This window comes from Neobacillus sp. GCM10027624, assembly GCF_042675345.1.
Lineage (GTDB): Bacteria > Bacillota > Bacilli > Bacillales > Cytobacillaceae > Neobacillus > Neobacillus cucumis_D.
Genome location: NZ_JBHTHD010000003.1, coordinates 900,443 through 916,955, shown reverse-complemented (window position 1 = coordinate 916,955; position 16,513 = coordinate 900,443). Strand labels below are relative to the sequence as shown.

Genomic DNA, 16,513 nt, shown 5'->3' with positions numbered 1-16,513 from the left:
ACAGCCTTGTACTTTTATAATCAATCTTATTTAGCTTGCGGTTTTAGAATTTTAGCTTTTTCAGCTTCTTCATTCTTTTTCACCGATTTAACCGATTTCGAAGAAGTCAGCAGATAGATTGCTGCAAAATATCCGATGTACGCAATTACTTCCTCAATCGAAGGCATAGAGGAATAGCCAAATAATGCCTTCAAGAAAACACCTACATCCCCAGATAAGAGCGGTGCATGACCAGTATCACGAAGGTAGTGGCTCGCATCAATTGGGTGCTCCGGCAATAACCATGTCAAATCATACACATGGGGCATTACACTGCCAATGATATTTAAATCCTGCATCATTGAAATCGCTTGAACGAGCAAACCAGCTGAAATTAGAATAATAAAACCGCCAGTAAATTTAAAAAAGGTACTTAGCGGAACTCTCATCGTTCCTTTGAAGAAGAAATACGATACAATCGCTGCAATCACAACACCCGTGATGGCACCCCAGCCCTGCATAGCCGCACCAATATTTCCCCCCGTAATCGCAGCAAAGAAGAATACGGTTTCAATGCCTTCACGAAGAACTACGAGAAAGGAGTGAATCACCATTCCAACCACATTCCCTGTCGAGATAAATTGATTCATTTTACCTTCCATGTTGCCTTTTAAGTTTCGGCTATGGCTCGCCATCCAAAAGACCATTTGCGTTAATAGCACAGTCGAGACAAGCATAATCCCTATTTTCAAATACATTTCGCTTCCCATTGCAGCAAATCCGGTAAATACGATCTGGAATAGAAGCGCCACCCCGACACTAGCCAACACAGCAAGACCTGCACCGAGCCATACAAATTTTACATATTTCTTTTGATTTACCCTGCTTAAATAGGTAGTAATAATCCCTACGATTAACAGAGCCTCTAATACTTCACGGAATGTAATTAACAGTGACTGTATCTCCATTGCCGATTCTCCTCCAGCTTGCGATATTCTCTTCTATCTTTGTTTTCTTCTTCTCATAACCGTAACGATGACAACAATTAAAACCGCAACAATTAAGATAATTGGAATCCAATTTCGAATATTGGAAATATCTGTCCAATCGTTTTTAGCTGCCGCTGATTCTTTTTCTGTTGCGCTTTCCGAAAAATGTCCTACTTCTAAACTTTTTATTTTAAATTCTGTTTTTAAGGTATTTAAAATTTCGTTTTCATTTTTTTTGAAGGAATCAATACTCGCTTCCTTTTTTCCTACTCCAAATAATCCTGGATTTCCTAATGATTCGAGTGCCTGATCAAAGTCTTTTCGTATTTTCTTGTCATTTTCCGGATGCTCAGCCTCTACTATTGGAGAGAGGGCATCATATGTAGCATGAGCTTTGGCAAGAAGCCTTTTCGTTGTGTCATATTCAGAAAAATTCTTTTCAATACTCTCAAGCCGTCTTGCAATATTTAACACAAGCAACTTTTTCATATTCCTTATCGCTGCTTTTTTATCCTGATCATCAAGGTTCGCCAATATCAACTTAGATGGCTCGGGACCCATATGCATATCGACTTCTTCTTTAACTGTTTCATAAAGTTTTTTAGCAGAAGCATAGTTGGGAGGGTTCTCATCGAGTTTGACTAACATTTGCTTATAAACTTCTGCAACCTTTTCCTCATTGGGGTCACCATATGAATAAGCGTATACACCCTTCTGCGGCAGGCATGTAATCAACAGTACAAAACAAAATATAAAAACCGAAAATCTTTTCATCCAAACGTTCCCTCCTACATTCTTAATGATAATGATTATCATCATCGTTGTCAATGTAACCTTCATAATTTTCACATATTTATCATAATTACCTTAGAGAATTATTTATTATACTTTTTCGCTTACCTGTACCATCTCAACTTGTTGGTTTTGATTTACTTTTTTAACTGGCCTTCTCATTTCTTTTAAAATAGCTGGCAAAACCGAAGTCATATACTTTTTAAATTTGATAAACGACTCCCCTGTATTTCGGACCTGATAACGAATCGGGATTTCCTTCATTCGGAATCCCTTTCGAATCAGATTAAGCGTTACAACCTGGGCATAGTTATAATCATGAATGATTTCCGCTTCCTTCATGGCATTTCTTGAAAAAGCCCGCATACCGGATTGGCCATCGTAAATCCATCTTCTTAATAACAGAGCCTGCAGCAAGGTGAAACAATAGTTTCCTAACCTGCGATTCCATTTCATTCCGTTAATGGTACCAAGAAAACGAGAACCCATTACATAATCAGCTGTGCCATTAAAGATTGGTTCGACCAGATCCGGTATTTGGTCGGCTGGATATTCGTTATCAGCATCAATCATCACCCCAATGTCAGCCCCATATGAAACGCATAGTTCCAACCCTTTTCGAACAGCAGCTCCCAATCCCTGATTGAACGCAAAGCTGTGAATATAATTGGCGCCTGCATTTCTTGCGACCTCTACTGTGTTATCTTTTGAACCATCATTAATGACTAAAACCTCAACATTGATATTCTGATGAAACTCCCTTGGTATTTTTTGAATCACTTCTGCAATCGAAGCTTCCTCATTATAGGCTGGAAGGAATACGATAATTTTCTTCTGTTTCATTTAACTCTACATCCTTCCTGATTGCATCAATTAATACAGGACCTCGGGCATGGTCCGGGTAAGGAGCCCCCAATAAATAAGAAATCGTTGAAGCAAGCGATACTAAACTATGTTTTTCCTCCACTCGTCTTCCCTTCTTAATCGAATGCCCATACATGAAAAATGGGACATACCTTTCCCCTTCGTCCAAATGTCCGTGACCGCCTATTCCATCCGCTTGGCCGTGGTCAGCACAAACGATGAATGTATAGTTTTCAAGCTTTCCTTTTTCTTGAAGCCATTCAAAATATTCCTTTACAAGTGCATCTGCTTCCTGGATTTTTTCGATATAGTCATCATATAAGACTCCTCGGCTATGTCCCGTCTGATCGGTTCCTATTAATTGAACAATTTGTAAATCAGGGTCTTGTTCATCCATAATTTTTTTTGCCCGTTCAATAATATTGCGATCGGCAACATCATTGTGCATGACGGCGGTAACGGTTTCGACATCCTTGCCAAAGGAATCGACAAGATGGGCAATCCCCAGCAATGATCCCTTTTTCCCGATTTTTCGTAAAGAATCAAAAATGCTCTCAACTTTTAAACCAAGCTTCCATACCATATTCGATTTGATACCATGTTCAAACGGGTAGGTGCCAGTGAACATGGAAGAGAAACACACAACCGTTCTTGCAGGGTATACCGTTTCCATTCGGGTATACTCTGTACCATTTTTTCGCAAATAATCAAGGAAAGGTGTATGTGCTTCTTCAAAACGTTCCTTCCGCATTCCATCGATGACCATCACGATGACTTTCTCATTTACAGCGATTCCCGGCAGGTCAACATTATCGGTATAGGTGGGAATTACTTTCGGTTTCCAATCAAATAAATTTTTATGTAGAATCCAGGTAAATAAAAGAATTCCCGTATAAAAAACTGCCAACGTAGATAATTCATTACCAGTCCATCCTGTGCTTTCAGTACCAAAATTCCATAACGATAATAATAGAAGGAACTTTGGCAGCTGTTCTTGAGCATTTCCACTTGTAGAATCACTATTTTTTAAAACCAGCTTCCAAAACCGGGTGAAATTCAGCCAGGAGGTGCCGATTCGTAAATGATAGTAAAAGGTGCCCCAGAAAAAAACAGTAAAGAAGAAATAGAGACCAATTGCAAACAACAGCAAACTAAGGTTTACCTGATTCCATATCATTAAATAAGCAATGAATGGAATCCAGAGATAATTTCGAAGGAACAATGGAAAGTCGAACAAGTAATAAATAATAAATAGTGGCACAATGCAAAGAAAACCAGCAAAAAAATCAACAGGATTAGGTGATTCACCAATTCTAAAGATTATGTATAGAATCATTGTTCCCACAGTAAAAATGGGTGTAAACGGCTTTCCTTCATTTAAGAGGTTCCAGCATCTTGCCGCAACCTTTTCAAATTTTGATGCTTTTTTCATCCTTAATCTCTCCTCAAACGTAATAACGCTTTAATTTGTTGCATTTTTACAGCAGGGGATTTCAAAAGCAGCAAAAATCCTGCAAAATAAGAAAAGATAAATTTATAGCTGTGACTAATTAATGCAACCATATAGCCTTCTCTTACTGGATAATGAAAACTGGTTAATGCTGCTGTCATTACTGATTCGTATGTAGAAATTCCTCCAGGAGTAATTTGAAAAACCTGTCCCCCAACTGTTATGGAGTTTACCCAGATGGCTTTAAATGGGCCGAGGTACTGGCCGATTGATGACGTCACCCCAAAAACAACTGCACCTTCAAGGACCCAGCTCAAAACTGTTAGTGTGAAGATAGGCAGAAAATTTTTAGCCTGAAAACCATTTTTTAATAGATGTAGATGCTTTTTGGAAAATTTTGGGAGGTATCTCCTCAATAACCATATACCAAGGATGATAAAAACAAAAGCAGCTATAAGTACAATCATGGATGATTTAAACAGAATACCGCGTGAAAAAGCCAAGAGGCCCATGAACGAAAATAGCAGTAAAATCAACATATCCAATACTCTTAACACCACTACCGAATGAGCAGATATCGCAGCTGAAATATGCTTTTCCCTCCAGGACAGGACGCCAATCCTAACCGCATCCCCTGCCTTAATCGGAGTAATATGGTTAATGAATAGACTAAATAGAAGCCCTTGGAGACAGCTAAAATATCTAACTTTTTTCCCTAAATAAATTCTCCATGCTTCGGCACGCAGACAAAATGATAAAAAATAGCATATAGTAACAATCAAAAGAATTAGTGGGTTTTCGACAAAAAACTTCCTCGTTTCCTTCCAAAATTGCTCTGCATGAAAATAACGGACAGAGAGAAAAACAAAGACAATAATTAATAAAAATCCGCCTGTTCGTACCAAAGCTTTATTCCTTCTTGACTTCTTTGCCACATTGCTCGATTTACCCTCGTACACTTCCATCCGCTCCATATGTATACTATTCCCTAAAAATAGGAAAAACCTTGCAATTGTTACAAGGTTTTTCCACTAAATTATTTCGCCTTTTCTACGATTGTATTCAGAGTGGAGATCAGGTCCTTCAATTGCGCCGCACCGGCAGCTTTATCTTTTGCTCTTGCGGTTTCAACATATTTTTGTGCTTTCTCGTTCAGGCTCTTGTAGGCATCCTCACCGAGCAAGGATTTGATATCTTCACCGATGATGTCGATAAATAATGCACCCTCTAAACCGGTTACTACCGCTTTATCATCTTTACCAAGTAATTCCTTGCTTTCACCGTACTCACTGATAGCAATTTTCGCAAATCCACGAACAAATGCTTTATTTACTGCAGCAGGGTCAAGAGCCTTCACATCTGATTCTAGATTGAATTGTTTTTCGATAAGGGCAGTTTCATCTGCAGCATGCTTGTTTAAGTACGTATAAACAGATTGGAAGAATGCCCAACCTTCAGCTTGTTCTACTTTTGCTGCTTTTTCATCTTTTTTCGCTTCATTTGCCGCTTTTGTAGCATAGCCGTTTGGTAGTGCACCAGTTGCTAAGTAGAAGGTTTTCATTAAGGTTTTGTCTACTACTTGCTTACCAAGATTAAAGCCTAATTGATCATTGTTTTTAACTGCTGTTTCCATTTCGTTAAAACCGCCATCAATTGCACTTACGAGATTGGTACCATAGGCAGCATCGCGTTTTTCAACTGTAGTTTTTAGAATTGCATAATATTCTTTTGCCTCTTCAATTTCGTGGTTTACTTCTTCAGTTTTGCCCCATTTATCAGCTACTTCAGTAAAATCATGCTTAATTGATGTATAAAATACCTTTTGCATAAGCTTATCAAAAACCTGTTTTACCACAACCAGGTCTAATGATCCGTCTTTGCCAGCTGTTAATGCAGCCGTGATTTTTTCATCAACGGTATCTTCAAATTCTGCATCTCTATTTTGAACTAACTCTTTCAAATTGTTGTTATATAGTTTTGTTACTTTATCAAAATCAACCTCTTTGCCTTCCTTGGCTTTCTCAAGCTCTGTCACTGCTTCTGTAAAAACATCTGCATATTCTACTTTTTCTTTCTCAGCAGATTCGTTTTTCTCTACTTCTGATTTTTGATTATTTTCTACCTTTGTCTTATTTGCGCTTTCTTCTGCTTTGCCACACGCTCCTAGTATTAGAGATAATGCGGCCATTGCTGCCAACACTTTAAATTTCATTGCCATTCTTCTTTTCTCCCCCGTATGTAGCTTATTTTTATATTTGATAATGATTATCATTTACATTTATCATTATAATAGAGAATGATTATCAGTGTCAACGGAGTTTTTTCAATTGTTACAAATTAGACACAAATAAAAACGTCCAAACGAATAACCATTTAGAAGTTTGGACGTTTTCTTTCATTATATTATTCTCTTAACTTGGGTCTTTATAATTTAAGGCGCGGTCACTATCCCCATATCCCTTTGTGGTTGGATCTTGAACGAGACCTAGCATAGAAAGAATGACAAATATAGCATTAATAAAGGTTAATACTGAACTCTGAATCGCTTGTGTCAATTCAAAATGAATTAAACCTAACATATTTAATCCAGATAAAATCATTTGAAGAACGATCATCACCTGTGAAACAAAGGCAATCACCCAATGTTTATTTTTTAAGCGGACTTTCCAGTTAATCATGCTTCTACTCCCTTCATATGTTGTAATCTTTCTTTTCTATAACATATGCTTGTGACATAAATGGTTGTCCAAAAAAAACTGTTTCTAAAAAAATGGGTATATTTCTAGAAAAATTACCGTATTATTGGTCTTTTTCGACAAGAAATCTTATAATGAAAAAAGCAAAATTCCTTTGAAAGTTAGGAGATAAAATGGAAAAATTGCAGCCCTATTGGGAAAAAATCGTATCTTTTTGGAAAAAGAGACATCTTACTCAAATTTTCTTATTAATTTTATTGGTCGTTGTTTTATTTACGATTCTTTATTTTGGTTGGATTGCGATTAGAGCAAATGTGGAATCGTTAAAACAAGGGTTAAACCAGCCAACTGTTATTTATGATAAAGATGGCAAAGTGGCAACGAATGTATTAACGAATCGGACAAAAGGCGTGAACATTGAAGAAATTCCAAAATATGTTCCGAATGCTGTTGTTGCGATTGAGGACGAGCGCTTTTATCAGCATGGCGGCTTCGATATCAGAGGGATTGCCCGAGCGTTTTTTGGAAATTTATTATCCGGAAGAGTAACGGCAGGTGGAAGTACCTTGACCCAGCAGCTTGCTAAAAACGCTTTGCTCTCGCCAGAACGGACCTACAAGCGGAAGGCTGAGGAATTATTTTTAGCCGTTAAAATCGAAAAGGTTTATACCAAAAATGAAATTTTGCAGATGTATTTGAATCAGGTCTACTTTGGCAGCGGTGCATGGGGGATCGGAAATGCGGCAAAGAAGTATTTTAATAAGGATATCAAGGATGTATCCATTAGTGAGGCGGCTCTCTTGGCCGGCCTGCTTCATGCACCAGACTACCTTGACCCTTATAAAAATTATGATGAGGCCGTAAAACGACGCAATGTGGTTTTAGCCAAAATGAAAGAACTTAAATTCATTACTGCTTCACAGTATAAACAAGCGATTAATGAAAAAATTGTCCTTGATAATGGCGGTGGAAGCTTTGTTGACCGGAAATACCCTTACTATGTTGATGCCGTATTAAATGAAGCGATTTATCGTTATGGCTTGACGCAAGATGAAATTTTAACGCGCGGTTATCGCATTTATACCGAAATGGATCAGAATTTGCAAGCAGGTATGGAAAATGTATATAGTAAGGATTATTTGTTCCCAAGAAGCATGGGTGGAAAGCTATCACAAAGCGGGTCCGTATTAATGGATCCTGCCTCAGGAGGGGTACGGGCTCTAGTGGGCGGCCGAGGTGAGCATGTATTTCGCGGTTTTAACCGGGCAACGCAATTAAATGCTCAGCCTGGTTCATCGATAAAGCCGCTCGCGGTTTATACGCCTGCACTTGAAGAGGGATATGATTATTCCTCCGAGCTGGTAGACAAGCCGATTTCATTTGGCAAGTATAAGCCGGAGAATTTTTCAAGAACGTATAGCGGGAAGGTTCCGATGTATAAAGCTCTTGAGGAATCCATGAATATTCCGGCGGTTTGGCTATTGGATAAAATCGGTCTTAATAAAGGTCTTAATTCCTTGAACCGTTTCGGAATCCCTGTCCAGAAAGCCGATAAAAACTTAGCGATCGCGCTTGGCGGAATGAGTAAAGGGGTTTCCCCTCTGCAAATGGCCGATGCATTTTCAACTTTTCCAAATGGCGGAAAGCGGTATGACAGCCATCTGATTACGAAAATTGTCGGTCCAACTGGAAATGTGATTGTGGAACATAAGTCAGAAGCAACAAAAGTAACGTCTAAGAAGGTTACAAATCAGATGACTTCTATGCTGTTAAATGTTGTGGAATCAGGAACCGGAAAGCTTGCTCATATTCCGGGTGTTCAAATAGCCGGAAAGACAGGTTCTACGCAACTTCCTTTTAGTGGTGTTTCGGGAACAAAGGCTCAGTGGATGGTCGGGTATACCCCAAATCTTGTAGGAGCAATCTGGATTGGATTTGACCAAACGGACAGGCAGCATTATTTGACGGGAGCAAGTTCAGTCCAAGTTGTTCCGATTTTCAAGGAGATCATGCGAGCATCGCTACCCTATGTTCCACGTGAGAATTTTGATGTGATTTCGGTGAATGATCAGCTTGCTGGAAAGACTCAGTCAAGGCAGGAAATGCAACAAAAGGCAGAAGAAATTAAAAAGGAATTAAATGCGAATGCCCAAAAGATCGGCAAAACAATTAAGGAAAATGCCCCTGTTTGGAAGGAGAATCTGGATAAAGTTCTGTATAAAGTCGGCAGAGCGGTGGATTCTTTGATCCAAAAGGTTCACAAAGCTGTGCAATAGAATGGTAAAAGCCCCCAGCCAAGTGGCTGGGGGCCATTTATTATTTTATGGTCTTATCAAAACAAGTAAAGATATGGCCCTATATTTTTATAGACCTGTGGTGCGTTTTAAAAGTGCCTACAGCTTCACTTATTTTATCTTTGCGGACACTATCAACCTATATCAACGCCCGGACGCTCTCTTTTTTCCTTCCCGCGGGCACTATCAGCCCCGTCAGGGACCAGGCGAACATCATTTACCTATTTTTATCCCCAACAACCGCAAACCATAATTGTCTTGAAGCCTCAGTTATATCCCCGGCTTTGCTAATCGCTGTAATAACAGACACCCCGTCAGCCCCTGCTTCCATTACACCATAAGCATTACCAGCATTGATGCCGCCAATCCCAACCAACGGAATTGTAAAACCGTTGGCCTTCAGTTTTTCAATTAACAATGTACCCTGTACAGCTTTCGCATCCTCTTTGGTACTAGTTGGAAAAATCGGACCAATTCCGAGATAATCGGCTCCACACCTGACAGCTACCTCGGCTTCCTCAAGCGTGTGAGCAGAAACCCCCAGAATCTTATTTCCAATCCTTTCACGAATGGTTTCAACCGGTTCATCGTCCTGCCCAATATGAATACCATCCGCATCTAATTCTAGCGCCAACTCAACATCATCATTGACAATGAATGGAATTCCGTTCATCTGGCAAATTTGTTGGAGCCTTCTTGCTAGACCATATTTTGCTGCTCCATCAAGAGCACCTTTTCCTTTTTCTCGAAATTGAAACAAGGTAATTCCTCCAGCTATCGCTTCTTCCAACACCGTTTCAGGATCTTTATTGCAATTGTTACTCCCCATAATAAAATAAACTTTTAAAGCTGCCTGGATCGACTCCTTATTCATTCGTTCCATTTAAAATGCCCCGCTTTCGGTTGTACGCCCAATGGTTCGTTGGCCCATGGCCGGCACCAATGAGCAAATCTGCTTCGATTGCCGCTTGAATAAATTCTTTGGCAGTTGCAACAGCCTCATAAACATTGGAACCTTTCGCTACTTCAGCCGTAATCGCCGCTGAAAAGGTGCAGCCTGTACCGTGGGTGTTTCTTGTTAAAATTCGCTTACTATCAAAATAGTAAAATTCTGTTCCATCATAGAGAAGGTCAATAGCATCTTCCATTTCCTCATCATGGCCGCCTTTTACTACTACATGTTTTGCCCCAAAATCCATGATTCGTTCTGCTGCTTCTTTTCGATCATCAATAGTAGTAATCGTCATTCCTGTTAACACCTCTGCCTCAGGAATATTCGGGGTTACCACCCATGCCAATGGTAAAAGATATTTTTTCAAAGCTTCAATGGCTTCCATTTGAAGCAGAGATGCTCCGCCTTTTGCAATCATCACCGGATCAACAATAACTTTTTCCCACTGATTTTGACTAATTTTTTCAGAAACCGCACGAATAATCTCTGAACTAAAAAGCATCCCTGTTTTTACAGCATTTGTCCCCATGTCAGCTCCTATGGAGTCAATTTGTGCCGCCACTGCTTCTTTAGTCATCGGATAAACCGCTTGCACACCCAATGTATTTTGTGCCGTAACTGCCGTTAGAGCAGACATTCCGAAGACACCTAACTCTTGAAACGTTTTTAAATCTGCCTGGATTCCGGCACCGCCACCTGAATCAGAGCCTGCAATCGTTAAAGCTTTTCTGACATCCATCGTATTCACTCCCTTTCACTCTCTACAGCCTGAGTAAAATGACCATATTTCTCAATTTCCGCCCCGGAAACTTGATATAGTTGATTTAAAAATTCAAATTGAAAACTGCCCGGTCCGATAGATACTGTTTTTTCAGCGGCAATTTCAGCAGCAGATCCATAGAATACTAATGCTGAAACGGAGGCTAAGACCAAATCCTTTTCAACAGCTGCAAAAGCACCAATTACAGAGGTTAATAAGCAACCGGTACCGGTCACTTTTGTTAGGATTGGATGACCGTTATGAACGATAAAGGTTTTCTTACCGTCAGAAATGACATCATCCTTACCGGTTATCACAACAACTGTATTCAATTTTTGTGCTGTTTGAATCGCCAATTCCATTGCATTACCGTTTGACTGTCCTGCATCCACGCCTTTAATCTCCCAATCAAGCCCAGCAACATTGGCAATTTCTGCTGCATTCCCGCGAATTACTGAAATTCGTATCTCATTCATAAGTTTTTTGGCTGTTTCCGTCCGGAAAGCGGTTGCCCCTGCACCAACTGGATCAAAAATAACTGGTACCCCATTTTCGTTTGCTGATTTACCAGCAATGATCATCGATTCAATCTCTATTGAGTTTAACGTCCCAATATTTAGTACAAGCGCTCCTGCTATTTTTGCCATATCTGCTACTTCCTCGGGAGCATAAGCCATAACTGGTGAAGCACCAAGTGCCAACAGTCCATTTGCGGTAAAATTTGTCACCACGACGTTTGTGATGTTATGGACCAACGGATTTTTTTCTCTCACCTTTTGTAATGTTGCGTGAATAAACTCTTTATTCATAACGGAATTTCCTCCTTTAATTAATTCATCACTAATCCGCCATCTACATTTATGCACTGCCCGGTAATAAATGATGCCCAGTCAGATGCTAAAAATAGAATAGCTCCAGCAATATCATCCGGCATAGCAAGACGGTGCATTGGTGTTAAACCGATAATCATTTCTCGTACATCCTCTTTTGTCTCCGAACTTGAGTCGGTTGGATACGTAAGCCCCGGGGAAACCGCATTAACAGTAATCCCAAAGGCACCCAGTTCTTTTGCAAGGTTCCTTGTATACCCGAGCAAACCCATTTTAGCTGTCGAATAATCATGGTATGGGACAACCGGGAAATCTATTAAATTACTAGTAATATTGATGATGCGTCCCGACATTTGCTGTTTCATAAAAGGCATTGCCGCTTTACAAATATGGAAGGCTCCCTGAAGACTGCCAGCGATTTGCTGGTCGTAATCCGCCCACTCCAGTTCCCATGCTGTCTTTCGTGTTTTCGGATTAAACGTATAATGGTTGAGGGCATTATTGACGACCACATCAATTCCACCAAAGGAATCAATGATTTGATTCATCATTTCGCCCACCTCCACTTCATCCCGTACATCTGCTTGAATTGCGGCAGCCTGTCCTCCCGTTGCTTCAATTTCCAAGACTACTTGCTCAGCAAGCTGATTATTTTTCAAGTAATTCACAATTACAAACGCACCTTCAGATGCTGCTTTCTTAGCAACGGCGGCACCAATTCCGCGGCTCGCCCCCGTAACCAGGACAATTTTATTTTTTAAAATCATTTTACAACCTTCCTTCTACTCGACATCCGGGTCAAACCGTTCCAAACCTTGTTCAAGGTTCCGTTCAATATCAGTAAACCTTACTAAATCCAGTAAGTTAAAACCGCCATCGTGATGCCAGCCCGGCTTCGCCCGATTCATTTCGCCAATCGGAGCGATACGATTAACCCCCATTGTCCCTAGTAATTCAGCGATTTGAAAAAGTCGAACAGGTGATACCGCAAGGCCACAAGATTGTAAAAAGTCTTGATATGGCGTTATTTTCTCAAAATCACCCTCTAAGCTTTGTGAGTTGAAAACATGAATCGTTCGATTCAGCGGAGACCCTTCCATTCCTGGTTCAGGATGATAAATCACCGTCCAAGCAGAATCGTTTTGACTTGCAAAGACACTGACGCCATCCCCTGACAATGACTCCAAATGATAGTGATTTCTTACCTTTTGAATGGATATTGCTTCTTCAGTGGAAAGCACGGCCCGCGGACGTTTTTTATGATAACGTTCTAATTCTGCTGCAAGCAATTGAGCAAATTGCATTGGGCTCACTGCTCCCCCCTTTTCCACTAATACTGATTGGGGTGACAAACAGCTTTGTTGATCATAAACCGAAACATCCTCCGCCAATTTATGAATCGTGTCAAAATAATGGTCTGAAGTAAGTGCCTCATTGCCAATCAAAGCGAGACTAATTTTGTGGCCATAGGTTAAGAATTTCTTTCCAAACGGCACGAGTTCACGTACTTTTTCTACGGTTGTATTGGATCCATAAACAATCACCGCTTCCGCTGCTGAAATTGCCTGCTCCTCAAGCTCCTTTGTCCCGCCTTTCCAGGGAAGAATCGCGATAGATTCGGCTAATAGCGGGTCCACTTCCGCTAATGATTCTGCAAACAAAACGGGAAATAACGGCTCCGCCGTAGAGGTTTTTCCGATATTCGCGGATTTCAGCAGCAGTCCCATGATTAAACTCCAGATTTGAACACCTGGCACGTTTCCTGAGAAGACATGAAAAATCGACCTTGGTCCAAACGCTCTGCTCATCCCCCCAGTTTTTCTCGGACGAAACTCATCAAGCATAGCTGGCTGGTCAAACTCTTCATCTAGAAAGCGCAGGAGTTCTTTTTTGCGAAACATTCTGATGTACCGTTTTAATTCTAGCCGGACCATCTCCGAATCATATCCAGTAATTCTAGGAATTAGAATTTCCGCAATTTGTCGTAACCGATAATCAGGATTTAGCCATTGCTGAACAGCCAGGTCAATTTTTGCAACGATATCGCTTATCGAGAGACCAGCTAAATATCGATCCCTATTTTCCTGAACAGTCCGAGAAATCTCGGCGATGTTACCAGCGGATAGAATCGGATATTTTAGCATAAAAACGCCCTTTTCTGTCTCGTACAATTCCTCACGAAATCCAGTTAGCTGGATTGACTTTGGTACTTTATAGGCCGGAATTTCTACTACACTATCATCCACCATCGTAATCCCCTCATTTTCCATTTGCCTGCAATAATTGGTCAATTGCAATCGAGCAGCCTCTTGCTTCTGATCCCTTTACTCTTCCAAGTAAAACAAAGCCTTCCTCCGTTTTATATCCCAAATCCTCTGTCAAAATTGCCTGGCAAGAATTCCAATTAGCTAAGTCATAATGCGCGATTACCCCTGTCTCGCCATTACCTACAGGCTCTAATGTATTTGGATCCAGCACGATAGTTTTCACCCAGGCTGGTCCAGCTTTATCGAAAACAATTGTTCCCGTTAGATGGTTTGATAGAATGGTTTGATCATAGATTTGCGAACTTAATTCCGTCATTCCATACATATTGACGCACATTGTACGATCGACATGGAAATACTCATTGAACATGGAATATAAACGGTTCATTTCTACTTCCCGTGACTGTCCTTTAAAACCGCCTGTATCAAAAATCCGGCTACCCTTTGCCAGCTTGAACCTAGCGTTCTTTTCTTTTAAATTATCTAAAACATGCACATAAGCGAAAGTTGCTCCTATCAGGAGAACCGGCTCCCCCCGTTCTTCTGATTCCTTTAATGCCACTGCCAGCCCTTCCATATCAAGACCGTTTTCATCGAAAAAGAAACGGCTGTTTTCGGTACCTAAAAAGGTTACTGCATTTGTTAAATAACGGGAAAGCGAAGAATTCTGATTCAAATCTGCCCCCGGCGACAAAACGAACATCGTGATTTTTTCGACATCCGGCAATACAAATTGTTTAAACGGCCCCTTCATGGAAGCATCCCAAACTGCCAGTGTTGGATGATAGTTTTTCCCCTTAGCATTCGGGTTTGTCGTGCCGCTTGTCATAAAGACAGCCTCAATTTCCTCTACAGGTTCAGAGGATAAAACCATTTCTTTAAATCCTTGAATTGGAATAGCCGGAATATCCCTCCAATTTTTGACCGTTAACGGTGTTTTCCGTTTTGATTGGCAAAACTTCTTGTATGGTAGATTGAATTTAAATTGAAAGTTAAAAAGCTTTAAAGCCAGTTTATTAAAGTCAGTCTCAGCTTCAGGAGGAAGCCCTTCTGGAAACTGATGAATAAAATCTATGATTTCACAGGTGATCTGTTGTGACTCCACTCTCATTTTTTACTGCCTCTTTTCTAAACAATTTTGGTAAATTAACGAATAAAACCTGTAGAATGATAGAGAAAAACGCACCAATAAAAATGCTATTGGAGAGGAACGTTCCAACTGTTCCTTTTACATCTTTAAAATACGTCGGCAGACTAATCGCTAATAGGATGGATAATCCGATAATCATGTAATTTGTTTCGTTTTTATCCACTTTAGCCAAAATCGAAATTCCGGTAAAAACTAGGCTGGCTGCGGCAGGTAAAAAGATCCCGCCGACAACGGCATCCGGTGTCAATGCTAGAATGGCACCGGCTTTTGGGACAAAGCCCAGTACTAAGAAAATTACCCCAGCAACGATCACCGGTTTTCGTGACCCTATACCTGTTAATCTTAACAGTCCAACGTTTTGTGCATATGCGGTAGTAGGAAATCCTCCGATTAATGAGGAAATAAGTGAACCGGCAGACTCACCTGCAAAACCGTTCCGGATTCTTTTTCGGTCTAAATCAATATCAAGCATTTCCGCGGATGCCTGATAAACACCCATTGCTTCAATAATCGCTACAATATAAGCGACAAAAAACGTCAAAAACCAACTCCAATGGAAGGTGAATTCTCCATAAGGAAGAAAATGAGGCATGCCAAACCAGCCTTTTTCACTAATAATTGAAAAGTTTGTTTTTCCAATACAAATGGCAATCAAGTCGCCAACAATCAGGGCAATAAGGAAAGAGAATGACTTCCATATGCCGCGCCCGAAAAGAGATAATACAATAACCACCAAGGCAGTTGGGATGGACATGACTAGCGTGCTCGAGCTTGCAAAGCTGTCCATTCCCGGTGTTCCGCCTAAAAATTCATATAACGTAAAGCTTGATAAGGAAATTCCGACGATAAAAATAACGGTTCCGGAAATAACTGGTGTAAATAGAGCCTTTAGTTTTCCAATTACACCGGTAATGGATAAAAGAAGAACAATTATTGCACTTAAAAAGATACTGCCACTTGCAGCCGCAAGCGCATTTGCTTTACCTGCTGAAATCATGATGGAGTCAAAGGCTGCGGACGGTCCTTGAACAATTGGCAATCTGACAAGCTTCGTTGCTTGTATCAAGGTTACCAGTCCTGCAGAGATAAAAATGGCGTTGACAATATTAGCTGATAAGGACAGCGGCAATCCAATCATTGCTGCGACAAAAATTGGATCCAGCCAGACATTTGAAACAAAGACATGCTGCAATCCATATAAAAAACTTTTAACTGGCGGTAATTTTTCCTCCACCCCTATTACAATACTTTCGTTCTCATTCATGCTGTACTCCCCTTTATAAAAAATAAAAAAGCCAGATCCATAATAGGACCTGACTTAATTGGCAATAGAAAAAATTAATTTTTCCACTACTTTCCTACGCTGGTACGATCCAGATCAGGTCCAAAGGGTTAAAAAACAAATTGTTTTTCTCTCAGCCTCGAATCCGGGCACCCCTAGTAGTCTATGAATTTAATAATTTTATCCTATACCTAATTAAAGTGAATAG

General features: G+C 40.3%; 15 protein-coding genes and 1 riboswitch. Of the genes, 1 reads left to right on the top strand and 14 read right to left on the bottom strand.

Features of this window, described 5'->3' with window-relative positions:
* Positions 1 to 26 precede the first annotated feature (26 nt).
* The 7 genes from ACFQZ9_RS09605 to ACFQZ9_RS09575 all read right to left on the bottom strand — a co-directional run bounded on the left by ACFQZ9_RS09605 (position 27) and on the right by ACFQZ9_RS09575 (position 6,752).
* Positions 27 to 947, bottom strand: a complete 921-nt coding sequence (locus ACFQZ9_RS09605; protein ID WP_498943559.1) for an FTR1 family iron permease — start codon at positions 945 to 947, stop codon at positions 27 to 29.
* Between the two features lie 33 nt (positions 948 to 980).
* Positions 981 to 1,742 (bottom strand): hypothetical protein, encoded by a 762-nt coding sequence (locus tag ACFQZ9_RS09600; protein ID WP_498943558.1) that lies wholly within the window; start codon positions 1,740 to 1,742, stop codon positions 981 to 983.
* A 108-nt stretch (positions 1,743 to 1,850) separates the two neighbouring features.
* Complete coding sequence (locus ACFQZ9_RS09595; RefSeq protein WP_498943557.1) at positions 1,851 to 2,603, bottom strand: glycosyltransferase family 2 protein; 753 nt, start codon at positions 2,601 to 2,603, stop codon at positions 1,851 to 1,853.
* Positions 2,563 to 4,056 (bottom strand): alkaline phosphatase family protein, encoded by a 1,494-nt coding sequence (locus tag ACFQZ9_RS09590; protein ID WP_198309894.1) that lies wholly within the window; start codon positions 4,054 to 4,056, stop codon positions 2,563 to 2,565. The genes ACFQZ9_RS09595 and ACFQZ9_RS09590 overlap by 41 nt, the downstream gene beginning before the upstream one ends.
* 2 nt (positions 4,057 to 4,058) lie before the next feature.
* Entirely contained in the window at positions 4,059 to 5,033 is a 975-nt protein-coding gene (locus ACFQZ9_RS09585) for a lysylphosphatidylglycerol synthase transmembrane domain-containing protein (RefSeq protein WP_498943556.1), read from the bottom strand.
* 77 nt (positions 5,034 to 5,110) lie between these two features.
* Positions 5,111 to 6,292, bottom strand: a complete 1,182-nt coding sequence (locus tag ACFQZ9_RS09580; RefSeq protein WP_498943555.1) for a hypothetical protein — start codon at positions 6,290 to 6,292, stop codon at positions 5,111 to 5,113.
* A 193-nt stretch (positions 6,293 to 6,485) separates the two neighbouring features.
* Positions 6,486 to 6,752, bottom strand: a complete 267-nt coding sequence (locus ACFQZ9_RS09575; protein WP_198309891.1) for a phage holin — start codon at positions 6,750 to 6,752, stop codon at positions 6,486 to 6,488.
* A gap of 191 nt (positions 6,753 to 6,943) precedes the next feature.
* Here ACFQZ9_RS09575 and ACFQZ9_RS09570 point away from each other — a divergent pair, with 191 nt between their 5' ends.
* The gene (locus tag ACFQZ9_RS09570) at positions 6,944 to 9,046 is read left to right on the top strand and encodes a transglycosylase domain-containing protein (RefSeq protein ID WP_498943554.1); all 2,103 of its coding nucleotides are present in this window, start codon (positions 6,944 to 6,946) and stop codon (positions 9,044 to 9,046) included.
* Between the two features lie 235 nt (positions 9,047 to 9,281).
* Here ACFQZ9_RS09570 and thiE read toward each other — a convergent pair whose 3' ends face one another.
* From thiE to ACFQZ9_RS09535, 7 genes are read right to left on the bottom strand one after another with little or no spacing between them, the layout of a single operon-like run.
* Entirely contained in the window at positions 9,282 to 9,947 is a 666-nt protein-coding gene (gene thiE, locus ACFQZ9_RS09565) for a thiamine phosphate synthase (RefSeq protein ID WP_498943553.1), read from the bottom strand.
* Complete coding sequence (thiD, locus tag ACFQZ9_RS09560) at positions 9,931 to 10,755, bottom strand: hydroxymethylpyrimidine/phosphomethylpyrimidine kinase (protein ID WP_498943552.1); 825 nt, start codon at positions 10,753 to 10,755, stop codon at positions 9,931 to 9,933. The genes thiE and thiD overlap by 17 nt, the downstream gene beginning before the upstream one ends.
* A gap of 5 nt (positions 10,756 to 10,760) precedes the next feature.
* Positions 10,761 to 11,585: a hydroxyethylthiazole kinase gene (thiM, locus tag ACFQZ9_RS09555; protein ID WP_498943551.1), complete on the bottom strand. Its 825-nt coding sequence runs from the start codon at positions 11,583 to 11,585 to the stop codon at positions 10,761 to 10,763.
* Positions 11,586 to 11,605: 20 nt separating this feature from the next.
* Positions 11,606 to 12,373 (bottom strand): 3-oxoacyl-ACP reductase, encoded by a 768-nt coding sequence (locus ACFQZ9_RS09550; RefSeq protein WP_198309886.1) that lies wholly within the window; start codon positions 12,371 to 12,373, stop codon positions 11,606 to 11,608.
* A gap of 15 nt (positions 12,374 to 12,388) precedes the next feature.
* Positions 12,389 to 13,903, bottom strand: a complete 1,515-nt coding sequence (locus ACFQZ9_RS09545) for an acyl-CoA reductase (RefSeq protein WP_498943550.1) — start codon at positions 13,901 to 13,903, stop codon at positions 12,389 to 12,391.
* A complete protein-coding gene (locus ACFQZ9_RS09540) occupies positions 13,866 to 14,984 on the bottom strand; it encodes a long-chain-fatty-acid--protein ligase (protein ID WP_498943549.1) in 1,119 nt (372 codons plus the stop codon). Before ACFQZ9_RS09540 ends, ACFQZ9_RS09545 begins: the two co-directional genes overlap by 38 nt.
* Positions 14,953 to 16,287: a uracil-xanthine permease family protein gene (locus ACFQZ9_RS09535; protein ID WP_498943548.1), complete on the bottom strand. Its 1,335-nt coding sequence runs from the start codon at positions 16,285 to 16,287 to the stop codon at positions 14,953 to 14,955. Before ACFQZ9_RS09535 ends, ACFQZ9_RS09540 begins: the two co-directional genes overlap by 32 nt.
* 74 nt (positions 16,288 to 16,361) lie before the next feature.
* A riboswitch (TPP riboswitch) is annotated at positions 16,362 to 16,472 on the bottom strand.
* Between the last annotated feature and the right edge of the window lie 41 nt (positions 16,473 to 16,513).

What these genes read in the sequence shown, in the direction of transcription:
- ACFQZ9_RS09580 (WP_498943555.1), bottom strand. Translation starts at nt 6,292, where the DNA reads ATGGCAATGAAATTTAAAGTGTTGGCAGCAATGGCCGCATTATCTCTA.
- thiE (WP_498943553.1), bottom strand. Translation starts at nt 9,947, where the DNA reads ATGGAACGAATGAATAAGGAGTCGATCCAGGCAGCTTTAAAAGTTTAT.
- ACFQZ9_RS09575 (WP_198309891.1), bottom strand. Translation starts at nt 6,752, where the DNA reads ATGATTAACTGGAAAGTCCGCTTAAAAAATAAACATTGGGTGATTGCC.
- ACFQZ9_RS09605 (WP_498943559.1), bottom strand. Translation starts at nt 947, where the DNA reads ATGGAGATACAGTCACTGTTAATTACATTCCGTGAAGTATTAGAGGCT.
- ACFQZ9_RS09595 (WP_498943557.1), bottom strand. Translation starts at nt 2,603, where the DNA reads ATGAAACAGAAGAAAATTATCGTATTCCTTCCAGCCTATAATGAGGAA.
- ACFQZ9_RS09535 (WP_498943548.1), bottom strand. Translation starts at nt 16,287, where the DNA reads ATGAATGAGAACGAAAGTATTGTAATAGGGGTGGAGGAAAAATTACCG.
- ACFQZ9_RS09540 (WP_498943549.1), bottom strand. Translation starts at nt 14,984, where the DNA reads ATGAGAGTGGAGTCACAACAGATCACCTGTGAAATCATAGATTTTATT.
- ACFQZ9_RS09600 (WP_498943558.1), bottom strand. Translation starts at nt 1,742, where the DNA reads ATGAAAAGATTTTCGGTTTTTATATTTTGTTTTGTACTGTTGATTACA.
- ACFQZ9_RS09570 (WP_498943554.1), top strand. Translation starts at nt 6,944, where the DNA reads ATGGAAAAATTGCAGCCCTATTGGGAAAAAATCGTATCTTTTTGGAAA.
- thiM (WP_498943551.1), bottom strand. Translation starts at nt 11,585, where the DNA reads ATGAATAAAGAGTTTATTCACGCAACATTACAAAAGGTGAGAGAAAAA.
- ACFQZ9_RS09590 (WP_198309894.1), bottom strand. Translation starts at nt 4,056, where the DNA reads ATGAAAAAAGCATCAAAATTTGAAAAGGTTGCGGCAAGATGCTGGAAC.
- thiD (WP_498943552.1), bottom strand. Translation starts at nt 10,755, where the DNA reads ATGGATGTCAGAAAAGCTTTAACGATTGCAGGCTCTGATTCAGGTGGC.
- ACFQZ9_RS09550 (WP_198309886.1), bottom strand. Translation starts at nt 12,373, where the DNA reads ATGATTTTAAAAAATAAAATTGTCCTGGTTACGGGGGCGAGCCGCGGA.